Annotated in this window: 6 protein-coding genes and 1 pseudogene; 3 read left to right on the top strand and 4 right to left on the bottom strand. The window is 68.2% G+C overall.

The features are described from left to right. Window positions 1-40 precede the first annotated feature (40 nt). The 4 genes from ACOEQ1_RS10085 to ACOEQ1_RS10070 form a co-directional block, all read right to left on the bottom strand. A complete protein-coding gene (locus ACOEQ1_RS10085; protein WP_419759117.1) occupies window positions 41-871 on the bottom strand; it encodes a hypothetical protein in 831 nt (276 codons plus the stop codon). A gap of 586 nt (window positions 872-1,457) precedes the next feature. Then, entirely contained in the window at window positions 1,458-2,750 is a 1,293-nt protein-coding gene (locus ACOEQ1_RS10080) for a homoserine dehydrogenase (RefSeq protein ID WP_419759116.1), read from the bottom strand. Beyond that, window positions 2,747-4,006, bottom strand: a complete 1,260-nt coding sequence (locus ACOEQ1_RS10075; RefSeq protein ID WP_419759115.1) for an LL-diaminopimelate aminotransferase — start codon at window positions 4,004-4,006, stop codon at window positions 2,747-2,749. The genes ACOEQ1_RS10080 and ACOEQ1_RS10075 overlap by 4 nt, the downstream gene beginning before the upstream one ends. Window positions 4,007-4,101: 95 nt before the next feature. Then, window positions 4,102-5,310, bottom strand: coding sequence for a hypothetical protein (locus ACOEQ1_RS10070; protein ID WP_419759114.1), 1,209 nt, complete (start codon window positions 5,308-5,310; stop codon window positions 4,102-4,104). Window positions 5,311-5,431: 121 nt separating this feature from the next. Here ACOEQ1_RS10070 and ACOEQ1_RS10065 point away from each other — a divergent pair. The 3 genes and pseudogenes from ACOEQ1_RS10065 (at window position 5,432) to ACOEQ1_RS10055 (ending at window position 12,571) form a co-directional block, all read left to right on the top strand. Further along, window positions 5,432-7,236, top strand: a pseudogene (locus ACOEQ1_RS10065) (PHA/PHB synthase family protein). Window positions 7,237-7,255: 19 nt separating this feature from the next. Next, the gene (locus ACOEQ1_RS10060; RefSeq protein WP_419759113.1) at window positions 7,256-8,569 is read left to right on the top strand and encodes a DNA recombination protein RmuC; all 1,314 of its coding nucleotides are present in this window, start codon (window positions 7,256-7,258) and stop codon (window positions 8,567-8,569) included. Window positions 8,570-8,689: 120 nt separating this feature from the next. Next, window positions 8,690-12,571: a glycosyltransferase gene (locus tag ACOEQ1_RS10055; RefSeq protein ID WP_419759112.1), complete on the top strand. Its 3,882-nt coding sequence runs from the start codon at window positions 8,690-8,692 to the stop codon at window positions 12,569-12,571. Window positions 12,572-12,830: the final 259 nt, after the last annotated feature.

Genomic DNA, 12,830 nt, shown 5'->3' with positions numbered 1-12,830 from the left:
CAACTCACCGCTGTCGTCAAGGCAGACACCTGTCTTCAGCTCACCTTTTGCTGGCCGGAATGAGACGGATAGGCCAAGGGAGGACATCCCGCCACAACGCGCTCGCGCGCTGCTCGGACGACAGGCCTCCGATCAGCTGCATGATCTGCGCCCGCGACAGCCTTGAGCGTTCGCAATAGAACGGGTTGCGGGGAGGCCGGGCAAAATAGCCGTAGAAGATTGCAGCCCGGTGATTGCTCGTGGGCGGCTTCCCTCGGTGATAGAAACGCCCGGTTTCCGCGAAAATAAGCGTTCCGGCGCGTCCCGTGCAGGTGACCGTCTCCATCGAGTTCGGTTGAAGACCAAGCAGACGTTCGAGCGTCGCGGTGGCGACCACGGGATATTTGAAACGCCCGTCGGTATTCTGCGGCATCCGCGGAAATATCTCGAACGGTCCGGTTTCCTCATCAACGTCGTGGAGGTATAGCGCCACCTTCACGACCCGGCGATCCTCCCGGTCGAGGTGCCATTTCCGGGTTCCTTCCTCCGCCTTGTTGGCCTCGGTGTAGAACACGATCGGGCCATCATACGCCACCGGTTGGCGCAGATAACTCTCGACGATACGCAACAGCGTAGGGTGAAGGCCCCAACGGTATATCATCGGGTTGGCGAGCAGATCGCCGGGCTGGTTGCAGATGGCGGCGGGATGGGGCGTATTCGGCGCGTCCGCGCGGTTCGCCAGCACCTCGCTGATCCTCGCGCCGCTCTCCAGGATGGGGACGTTCTCGGCCTCCGCTACACCCAGATTCTCCAGAGAGGTAACAAAGAAACCGTCCCGATGAAGGCCGTCCACGACCTCGGCCTCACGAGGACTGAGAGGGCTTGCACCCATATATCTCTCTTCGAGAGCCGTCCGGCGCTGATCGAGATATGAAGAAACGGGAGCCACGTTGGTCATGCCCAAAGCAATGTCGGAGGGTAGACTTGCAACGCGACGCCAAATTCTACCGGATAAGTTAATCAATGAACGTACTCCTGCGCACGCCACTTAACATATTGCGGACCGATACTGCCCAACGGGAGCACGACCCGGGTTCATCGTGAACAACCATTCCAAAAAGATCCAACATCGTAATGGTAAAGATTACGAGGCTTAGGAGAAGCGCAAACCATGCGAGCAACGTCTTCGCCGATCATTACAAGCTTAGAACGCAAAGTTGATAGTTCCACGTACGGGTAGCCTGCGACCTATGCCAACGGTAGCGGACCTCCGCCTCGTTTTGATCGAACACCGGCTTTCGGTGGAGGGGCTTGCTCCACATCGTCAGGGGGCTCGTCCATTGTGATCGTCGCAGACATGATGCTGCAACGCACTGGAGATCGCACGCGTCCTGCTCTGGTGCCCCGGGTACGTGAGCCCGCGCCACGCGCCGGGCTCGGCTGTCGCGGTCGGCGCGGCGGAGACTTCGGGCTGCTGGTTAAGCCGAGCCGATCCTGATGAGCGCCGGCGGCTCCAGCACGGCTGGCAGCGCCGCGATCTCGGCGAGGGCCGTCATCATCGCCGCCTCGTTCGTCTCGTGCGTCACCAGCACGATCGGCACCGCCTCGCCGGGCGACCGTCCGTGCTGCAGCATAGACTGCAACGACACGCCCGCATCCCGCAGCACCGCCGTCACATCGGCGATCACGCCCGGGCGGTCGAGCACCATGAGCCGCAGGTAGTAGGCGCCGTTATGCGCCGCCATCGGCAGCGCCGGCAGCGTTTCCAGGGCAAAGCCCTCGGCGCCCCAGATCGGCGTCAGCCGTCCGCGCGCGATGTCGATGAGGTCCGCCACCACCGCCGAGGCCGTGGGTCCGGCTCCGGCTCCGCGGCCCATCAGCATGACGCGCCCGGAAAAATTACCCTCCGCCACCACGGCGTTGAAGACGCCGTCCACCTGCGCGATCGGCTCGCCCTCCGGCACCATCGCCGGATGCACCCGCATCTCGACCCCGCCATCCTGCCGCTTCGCGATGCCGAGCAGCTTGATGCGGAACCCCAGCTCCTTGGCGAAAGCGATGTCCAAGGCGCTTACCCGCCGGATGCCCTCGACATGCAGCGCCGCGAAGTCCACCGGCCGCCCGAAGGCCAGCGCGGCCAGGATGGCGAGCTTGTGCGCCGCATCGACGCCGTCGATGTCGAAGGCCGGGTCCGCCTCGGCGTAACCCAGCGCCTGGGCATCGGCGAGGACCTCGGCGAAATCGCGCCCCTGCTCGCGCATCACCGTCAGTATATAGTTGCACGTCCCGTTGAGAATGCCGGAGATCGCGCGGATCTCGTTGGCGGCAAGACCCTCCCGCAGCGCCTTGATCGCCGGGATGCCGCCGGCCACCGCCGCCTCGAAGGCGAGGGGCACGCCGGCCGCCTCGGCCTCGGCGGCCAACTCACCGCCATGCAGCGCGAGCAGCGCCTTGTTCGCGGTCACCACCGGCTTGCCCGCGGCGATTGCCGCCCGCACCACCGCGGGCGCCACGCCCTCGCTCCCGCCAATGACCTCGACCACGACATCGACAGCCGCGTCCGTCGCCAGATCGAGCGGGTCGTCGTGCCATGTCAGGCCCTCGACCGAGACGCCACGGTCGCGGCTGCGGTCGCGCGCGGAGACCGCGGTCACCGTGACAGGCCGGCCGGCACGCGCGGTCACAATCGCCGCATTCTGCCGCAGCAGCGCGAGGGTTCCGGCGCCGACGGTTCCGAGCCCGGCCAGCCCGACCCGTAACGCTTCCGTCATGCCGGCACCTTCGACGGGGACGCTTCGGCGCCCCCGGCTTCCGTCACCCCCGATGCTGACGGCAGAGGCGGCTGGTTGCCGTCATTGCCGAGGAAGGTGCGGATGTTGCGCACCGCCTGCCGCAGCCGCTGCGTGTTCTCGACCAGCGCGATCCGCACATGGCCGTCGCCGTGTTCGCCGAAGCCGATGCCGGGCGCGACCGCCACCCGGGCGCGGTCGAGCAGCAGCTGCGCGAAATCGAGGCTCCCGAGATGCGCGTAACGGGGCGGGATCGGCGCCCAGGCGAACATCGAGCCGCGCGGGCTCGGCACCTCCCAGCCGGCGGCGGCCAATCCCGGCACCAGCACGTCCCGCCGCTCGCGATACAGGGCCCGCATCTGGTCGACGCAGTCCTGCGGGCCGTTCAGCGCCGCGACCGACGCCACCTGGATCGGCGTGAAGGCGCCGTAGTCGAGGTACGATTTCATCCGCGCCAGCGCCGTCACCAGCCGCTGGTTGCCGGCGGCGAACCCCATCCGCCAGCCGGGCATCGAGTAGGTTTTCGACAGGCTGGTGAACTCCACGGTCACCTCCCGCGCGCCCGGCACCTGCAGCACCGAGGGCGGCGGCTCGCCCTCGAAGAAGATCTCCGCATAGGCGAGGTCGGAGAGAATGAAGAACTCGTGCCGGCGGGCGAGCGCCACCAGTTCGCGGTAGAAATCGAGCGTCGCGAGATGCGCCGTCGGGTTCGAGGGGAAATTGACGATCAGCGCGGTGGGCTTCGGCACCGAGTGCCGCACCGCGCGGTCGATGGCGCGCAGCATGTCGTCGTCGGGCGTGGCCGGGATGCTCCGCACGGCGGCGCCCGCGATGATGAAGCCGAACTGGTGAATGGGGTAGGAGGGGTTCGGCACCATGATGGTGTCGCCCGGGCTGGTGATCGCCGCCGCCAGGTTCGCCAGACCCTCCTTCGAGCCGAGCGTCGCGATGACCTCGGTCTCGGGGTCGAGCGTCACGTCGAAGCGCCGCTGGTAGTAGCCCGCCAGCGCCCGGCGCAACCCGGCGATGCCGCGGCTGACGGAGTAGCGATGGGTGCGCGGGTCCTGCACCGTCTCCACCAGCTTGGCGACGATATGCGGCGGCGTCGGGCTGTCGGGGTTGCCCATGCCGAGGTCGATGATGTCCACGCCTTCGGCGCGGGCCTGGGCGCGGGCCTTGTTGACCTCCGCGAACACATAGGGCGGCAGGCGGCGGATGCGGTGGAACTCTTCGACCATGGCAGGCGATCCGGTTGGAGGTGAAGCTGGAGGTGGAACGATGCGGCGGAGCAGCCGTTAGGCCCAATTCCCCCGGCGCTCAATCCACGACAGGCTCAATCCGTCAGTTGAGCGAGGCCCCCGCTGCCGAGCGCGCGCGCGCCGGCGCTGATCCCATGCGCGGTGAATCCGTACGTCATCAGTTGAACCACGATGGCGCGGGCGCGTTCCAGGGCAAGCGGCATGGCGGCGGCCTGCTCGGTAATCGAGTCGCTGCGTGCGTCGCCGAAGCCGGTGACGGCAATGCGGGCGCCTGCGCCGGCCTGGATCAGATGCAGCAGCACCTGCTGCATCGGCGGCGTGAGGACGGCCGAGTGCGGCGCGAACTGGATGGGCACCGGCGCGACCGGCGGCAGCGGCGCGGGCGGCACATAGGGGGCTGGCTCGGGCAGGGGGACCGGCGCCACGTAGGTCGAGGGGACCGCGGGAATGGCGAAGCCGGGGACCGTGGGGGGCACCGGCACGCTGGCCGGCACCGGCGGCGGATGGGCTTCGTCGGGCTGTTCCACCGGGCTCAGCGCGCCGGGAATGCTGAGGCCGTTGGTCGGATCGAAGTAGCTGACGTGGGTCGCCGCGGCGGCGGCGCTGGCGGTGGGCGAGCCGGCATCGACGGGCACGCTGCGCGGGCCGGAGGTGTGCGATGAGGCGCTCGGCCCCTGGAAGGTCAGGCTCGAGGCGCCGGAGGGGTTGGCGGCGTTGGCGGTCGCGGTCGCGACGGCGGCGGCCGATGGCGGCGGCGCGGCGCTTCCGGCAGGGCCGGGGGCTGCCGCCAGCCGCTGGATTTCGGCGACCGTCGCTGCGGATTGCCCCGTGTCCGCCGGGGGCGTGGCGGAGGAGGCCGCCGGCGAGGGGACGGGTGGCGGCAGGGCGCGTGCCGGCGCTGGCCGGTGCATGGCGGCCGGGGCTGCCGGTGGCTGGGCGAGGGTCGGGATCGGGTTCTGCGCCGCGTAGGCCTGTGCCTCCGCCCGCTGCGACGCCAACGTGGCGCTCAGCTGGTTCCATTCCCAGTCGGGCATCCCGGCCGGCCGCGTCGGCTGGTCGGCGATTTTCGGGAACGGCGCGTTCGGGTTCGGCGGCGGCGGCCGGTTCTGCGCGATCGCGCCGCCCTCCAGGTGATGCCACCAGGTCACCGGATCGTCCCGGCCGGGCAAGTTGCTGCAGCCGCCGAGCATGAGCACCAGGCCAAGCCCGAGCGTCGCGCCCGGATGCAGGCCCACAGCCGCCGCCCGGTTGCCGCGCTTCGCGCCCGGCTGATGCGGGATCACGGCGGGTTGAACCCGGCGCCACCGGGCCCTACCCTCTTTATCGGTTAGCAACATCCCGCTTACGTCCTTGATAGCGGCGAGACATCTAGCCCAAGCACGGAATGCCGGAAAGGATAGCGTCATGGCCGACAGCGAAAAACCTGAGGCACAGGACATCCGCCTCCCTGACCCGGAAGTGGTCAGGCGCACCATGACCGACATCGCCGAGCGGTCCCAGCGGATCATGCTCGGCTGGCTGAAGCGGCAGAGCGCGGAGCAGCCGGAGGCCCGGGGATCGGCCGACCCCTTCAACATCGGCGCCGCCTTCATCGAGATGACGACGCGCCTGATGTCGAACCCGGCGCGTCTGATGCAGGCGCAGATGGGCCTGTGGCAGGACTACATGGCGCTCTGGCAGAACACCACGCGACGGATCATGGGGATGGAGAGCGCGCCCGTCATCCAGGCCGACCCGCGCGACCGGCGCTTCAAGGACGGCGCGTGGCAGGACAACGAGATCTTCGACTTCATCAAGCAGAGCTATCTGCTCTCGGCCCGCTTCGTGCAGGAGGTCGTGAAGGATGTCGACGGGATGGACCCCAAGGTCGCCCAGAAGATCGATTTCTACTCACGTCAGTTCGTCGACGCCCTGAGCCCGAGCAACTTCGTGCTGACCAACCCCGAGGTTCTTCGCAAGACGGTCGAGACCGGCGGCGAGAACCTGCTCAAGGGCCTGACCAACCTGCTGGCGGATCTGGAGCGGGGGCGCGGCAAGCTCCGCATCCGCATGACGGACACCGAGGCCTTCAAACTCGGCGACAACATCGCCACCACGCCCGGCAAGGTCGTCTGGCAGACGCCGCTGATGCAGCTCATCCAGTATGCGCCGACCACGGAGACGGTGCTGAAGCGCCCGCTTCTGATCGTGCCGCCCTGGATCAACAAGTTCTACATTCTCGACCTTCGCGCGAAGAACAGCTTCGTGCGCTGGGCGGTATCCCAGGGCCACACGGTCTTCGTGGTGAGCTGGGTCAATCCGGACGAGGAACTCGCGGCCAAGGACTTCGGCGACTACATGCAGGAGGGCATCCTGGCGGCGCTCGACGCGATCGAGGCGACCACCGGCGAGAAGTCGATCAACGCCATCGGCTATTGCCTCGGCGGCACCTGCTCGCCTGCACGCTCGCCTGGATGGCGGTGAAGAAGGACCGCCGGATCAAGTCGGCCACCTATCTGGTGACGCTGCTCGATTTCGCCGAGGCCGGCGAACTGGGCGTGTTCATCGACGAGCATCAGATCCAGGCCATCGAGGACAAGATGAGCAAGCGCGGCTATCTGGAGGGCAGCGAGATGGCGCAGACCTTCAACATGCTGCGCGCCAACGACCTGATCTGGTCGTTCGTGGTCAACAACTACCTGCTCGGCAACGAGGCGTTTCCGTTCGATCTGCTCTACTGGAACAGCGACAGCACCCGCATGCCGGCGGCGATGCACAGCTTCTATCTGCGCAACATGTATCAGCGGAACCTGCTGAAGGACCCTGGCGGAATCACTTTGAAGGGCGTGCCGATCGACCTGTCGCTGGTCAACGTCCCCACCTACATGCTGGCGGCGCGGGAGGATCACATCACGCCCTGGAAGTCCACCTATCGCGGCCTGCAGTACATGAAGGGCACCAAGCGCTTCGTCCTCGCCGCCTCGGGGCACATCGCCGGCGTGGTCAACTCCCCAGACTCCGGCAAGTACAGCCATTGGGTGGCAACCTCCACTCCGGCCGATCCCGATGTGTGGGAGGCGGCGGCGACGGAAATGTCGGGCTCCTGGTGGCCGGACTGGCAGCGCTGGGTGTCGCGCCTCTCTGCCGAAACCGTGCCGGCCCGCGCGCCGGGCGGGGAGGTTCCGGTGCTCGAGGACGCGCCGGGGTCTTATGTATCCGTGATGGTTTGACCGCCGGATACTGACCGCGATGACCGCCGCCGCTCTCCTCCCCCTTCTTCTCGGGCTGATCTCGCTCGCCCTCGGCGCCTTGGCCATCATCATCGCGCGCGCGAGCGTGCGGGCGCGCGATGATGCGGGCGACCATCTCCGCCTCCAGAACGAGCAGTTGCTGGCGGGCCTGCGCGCCGAAGGCGACACCACCCGCACGCAGCTGGCGGCAACCGAGCGCGGGTTGGCAGCCGCCATTCAGTCCGGCACCACCGGCGCCCTTACCCGCGCCTTCGAGCAGATCACGGCGGCGACCACCACGGTTGCCACGTCGATGGACGCGCTTCGTGCCTCGGCCGCCGAGGAGCAGAGGCGCATCGGCGCCACTCTCGACGCGCAGCTCACGCTGATGCGGGAGGGCAATGAGAAACGGCTGGCCGAGATGCAGACGGTGGTGAACGAGCAACTCCATGCGGCGGTCGAGAAGCAGATGGAGCAGAGTTTCGCCCGCGTCGTCGATCAGTTCACGGCGGTGCAGAAGGCGCTCGGCGACGTGCAGGCGGTGACGGCGCAGATCGGCGACATCAAGCGGCTGTTCAGCAACGTCAAGACGCGCGGCGGCTGGGGCGAGGCGCAGCTGCGCGCGATGCTCGAGGACGTGCTGCCGATGGGCAGCTTCGAGGCCAACTTCAAGCTGCGCGACGGCCACGACGAGATGGTCGATTTCGCGGTCGCCATGCCGATGCGGGGCGGCGAGCGTGTCTGGCTACCGGTGGACGCGAAGTTCCCGGTCGAAGACTACGAGCGTCTGGTGGCCGCCGCCGAGGTGGGCGATGCGGAGGGCGAGCGCGCGGCGCGGCGCGGGCTCGAGCGTCGGCTGCGCGAGGAGTGCCGCAAGATCCACGAGAAATACATCAATCCACCGGTCACGGTGGAGTTCGGCGTGCTCTATCTGGCGACGGACGGGTTGTATGCCGAGGCCGCGCGCACTCCTGGGCTGTTGGAGGAGATGAGCCGGGAATTCCGGGTCATGATCCTGGGGCCGAGCCTGTTCCCGGCTTTGCTCCGCACTGTGCAGCTGGGTCACGTCACCTTGGCGCTCGAGGAGAAGGCGGATCAGATCCGGGAGCTGCTCGGCGCGACCAAGACCGAGATGGGCCGCATGGATGTCGTGCTTGGCAAGCTGGAAAAGAACGCGTCGGCGATGACAAGCACGATTGCCAGCGCCCGCACCCGCGCCCGTGCGGTGGGTCGCAAGCTGCGGACGCTGGAGGCGGTGGAGGGCGCGCGTGCCGAGGCTCTGCTGGAGCTCGAGGCCGACATCGCGAGCGCGATCGATCCGGAAGAGACTTAAGGGCTACACGCCATCGTTAGGGCGCGGCGGCTGTACCGGAGCCGTGTCGGGTTTCGGGTCCGAGTCTTGCCTGAAGGCGCCCATGTCCGTTTCGCATGCGTTAAGTTTTTGCCGGTCGCTATGCTGGGATGGCATCCAACCCATGCGATAGCACCGGAGGCGGCCCTGACACTTCAGCCCGAGGCCGCCGCGCACGATCCGGAGGCGCGCTATTTCGACCCCGAATACTACTGCCGCACCTATCCGGACGTCGTCACCGCCGATGTCGACCCGCTGCATCACTACCGCCACTGGGGCGCTCTCGAAGGTCGCAACCCCAACGCCTTCTTTGCCGCCGACTGGTACCTGCTGCAGAATCCGGATGTGCTCGAGGCGGGAATCAACCCGCTCCACCACTATGCCGCGTTCGGCGCGAGCGAGGGCCGCCACCCCCATCCCCGCTTCGATGTCAGCTTCTACGTCAATCAGGTGCCGGAAGCTGCCGCCGACCCGCTGCTGTATCACCTCCGCACCGGCCGCACCCTCGGCCTGCCCACCGAGCGCCGGTTCGACATCACCGGCGGCACGCCGCATCCGGCGCCGAGCGGCATCCGGGTCGATGTCGTCATTCCGGTCTACCGGGGCCTCGACGCCACCCGCCGCTGCCTGCGCAGCCTGCTGCGGGACCCGAAGCCCGGCCTCCGCAGCCCGCTCCACCGGATCATCGTCATCGACGACGCCTCGCCGGAGCCCGCGCTTTCCCGCTATCTCGACCGTCTGGCCGCCCGGCGCTTCATCCATCTGTTGCGCAACCCGGCCAACCTGGGCTTCGTCGCCTCGGTGAACCGTGGCATCGCCGAGGCCGGCGCGCGCGACGTGGTGCTGCTGAATGCGGATACCGAGGTGCCGGCGGACTGGCTCGGCCGCCTCATGGGTCACGCCTACAGCCACTCCAGGGTCGCCACGGTATCGCCGTTCTCCAACAACGCGACGCTCTGCTCCTACCCGGCGGTCGAGGGCGGCCCGCTGCCCTTCGGCGAGACGCTTGCCCGGATCGACGCCGCCTGTTTGGCCGCCAATGCCGGGCGCTCGGTCACCGTGCCCACGACCGTCGGCTTCTGCATGTACCTGCGGCGCGATGCGCTCGACGAACTCGGGAATTTCGATGCCGATACGTTCGGGCGCGGCTACGGGGAGGAGAACGACTACTGCATGCGCGCCAACGCCGCCGGCTGGCGTCATCTGCTCGCCTGCGACATCTTCGTCTATCATGAGGGCGAGGTCAGCTTCGGCGGCAATGCGCCGGAGCGCGTGGCGAGCGTCGCGCCGCTGGAAGCGCGCTGGCCGGACTACCGGCGTCGGGTCGGCATTCATGTCAGGCTCGACGAGGCGCGGCCCTTCCGCATCGCCGCCACGCTGCAGCTTTTCGCGACCAATGGCCTGCCCACCATCCTCACCGTTCAGCATGCCTATGATGGCGGCGTCGGCCAGTATGTCCGCACCCTGGCCGATCAATGCCAGGGGGTCGCCAACCTCCTGGTGCTGCGCGCGACGATGGACGGGCAGGGGGTGCGGCTGGGCGCGCCCGCCGTCCGCCGCCATCCGGAACTCCTCATTCCGCTTCAGTTTCCCAAAGCCGAAGACGACAAGGATGACGCGGAGGCCGCCCGCCCTGGGCATAAACAGGTAGCGGAGGCGGGCCTGCTCGCCGATGTGCTGACGTTGCTCGCCCCTCTCCGGATCGCGCGCGTCCATGTCCAGCACTGGGTCAATCTCCGGCTCGACCTCCGCGCCTTGATCCAGGCGCTCGACGTGCCCTTCGACCTCACCATCCACGACTGGTTCGCGATCTGCCCGCGCATCAACCTCCTGCCTGTCGCCGATGGGCCGAGCTGCGGCGAGCCCGCGCCCGCCGTATGCGACCGCTGCATCCAGGCGCGCGACGACACCGCGGCGCATGACATCATCGGCTGGCGGGCCGAGCAGGCCTGGCTGCCGCGCCTCGCCGACCGTGTGCTCTGCGCGACGCAGGACAGCATCGACCGGCTGGCGCGCCATGGGCTCGCGCGCCGTGCGGTGCTGGCGCCCCTGGAGGCGATGCCCGAGGCCATCCCGTCGCGGCCGCTCATGCGGCCCGAGCCGGCGCCGCTCGGCGCGGCAGCCCAGTCCCGCCCGGTGCGAGTGGCCGTGCTGGGCGTGCTGGCGGACCACAAGGGCGCGCCCATGGTGACTGCGCTCGCCGAACTGGCGACGCCGGAGCAGTTCGCCATCACCCTCATCGGCAAATCCGAACGGGCCACTCCGCCGGAGGCGCGGCCTTGCCTCAGCGAAACGGGCGCCTACGAGCCCGCCGAGTTGCCGGACCTCATCGCCCGCGTCGATCCCGATGTGATCTGGTTTCCCGCCTCCTGGCCGGAGACCTGGAGCTATACGCTGACCGCCGCCATCCTCTCGGGGCGGCCGATCGTCGCCTCCGACATCGGCGCCTTCCGCCAGCGCCTGGCGGGTCACCCGCGCGCGCGTCTGGTCAGCCCCCAGGCGTTCCCGGAAACATGGATGGAGGCGCTTGCCGCCATGGCGCGTCCCGAGGCGGGCGCTCCTGCCTCACCTAGCCGGCGTGCGCCGCGGCCCCCTGAGGCGCGGCCCCCTGAGGCGCGGCCCCCTGAGGCGCGGCCGGCCGAGGCGCGGCGGCCAAACTTCTATGAGGGCGCCTATCGCGCCCCGCTCGCCGCGTCAGCGCTTCTGCTCGCCCGCTCCCGCGGCCTTACCGATTTACGAGCCCCGGGCAAGCGTGCCGTCGTCCTGGTGCCGGAGCGGCTCGATATCGGCGTGCTCAGTCCCTGCGCCTACATCCGGCTGCTGTTGCCGCTGTCTCATCCCGGTGCCGGACGCGAGATCGAGGTTACCCTCGCCACCGCCGAGCAGGCGCTGTCTCTCCAGGCGGATCTGATCGTCACCCATCGCTACGCGGTGCCGGACCAGGCCGCGGCGGCGGCGTTACTGGCGCATGCCGCCCGCACGCGGGTGCCGCTCGTTTTCGATCTGGACGACAACCTGGTTGAGTTGCCACCCGAACATCCGGAGTCCGAGCGGCTCGGTCCGCGCGCGGAAACGGTGATCGCCCTGCTGGCCGGCGCCGACAGGATCAACGTGAGCACGCCGTTGCTCACCGAGCGCCTCCTGCCGTTCGTGCGCGGCGGCATCGACCGGATCCGCGTCATCCCGAACGGGCTGGATGAGCGGCTGTGGTCGGAACCGGTTGAACCGTGGGCTGGCGCCGGGTCGGCAAGTGCGGCGGGCTTGGCGGAGGCTCTGGCCGAGGCCGGCGTCACCCCCGGCCCGGTGCGCATCCTCTATATGGGTACCGCGACCCACGGTGCGGATCTCGGTCTCGTGCTGCCCGCGCTCGCCCGCCTGCACGAAAGTTTCGGAGACCGCATCGCGATCGAGATCGTGGGCATCACGGGCCCCGGCATCTTGCCGCCTTTCATTCGGCGGGTGGAGGTGCCTGCGCGCGCCGGCCTTTCCTATCCCGCCTTTGTCGCCTGGCTGACCGACCGGCAGCGGCGCCAGCCCTGGTCCATCGGCATTGCGCCGTTGGCCGACACGCCCTTCAATAGATGCAAATCCGCAATAAAAATGCTGGACTACGCGGCGCTTGGCTTGGCCACCGTCGTCTCCGACATGCCGGCCTATCGCGACGTGTCCTATGGCGACTTCGCTCAACCCTTGGAGGTTGAGGGAGCAATCGCCGGCGGCTATCTGGCGCAGACCTCGGCGCAGTGGTTCCACGGCTTGGCGCGCCTCGTGCGCCGCCCCGCTCTGCGGCTTGCCATGGCTCGGCTGGGTCATGCGGCGTGGCGGCGATCGGGCACTCTTTCCGCCCAGGCGGAGATGCGATCCGAAGCCTTGGAGAGCAGCCTGACCCCGCGCCGGAACACGACGCGCCGGGAGATCCGTGGTGGTTTCGGCGCCGAAGGAGCGGCTCGGTTAGCCGAGCGGCTCCTGACGGCGAACCGCTGAGGACTGGGCTCGCGGGGGCCGGGCCACGGCCTGATGTCGAAGAAACGACCTCCCGAATTTCTAAGGCCTTAGGCTTATTTCTCACCAGAAAGAATAGGCGGCCGCAAGCACAAGAAGCATGTTGAACTTGCTTGACCGCGTGGTAGAGCGGTCAAGCCGGAATAAAGACAGAAAACCGGGAAGTATGACATGTTCGCTTCGATTGCGGGTACACGCTGCCGTCGAAGATTCTTGTGATTGTTACTCGGGTATAAAATCA

This window comes from Acidisoma sp., assembly GCF_965199065.1.
Classification (GTDB): domain Bacteria; phylum Pseudomonadota; class Alphaproteobacteria; order Acetobacterales; family Acetobacteraceae; genus Acidisoma.
Note: the sequence above shows the minus strand (reverse complement) of the source record. Positions and strands in the feature narration are given on the sequence as shown.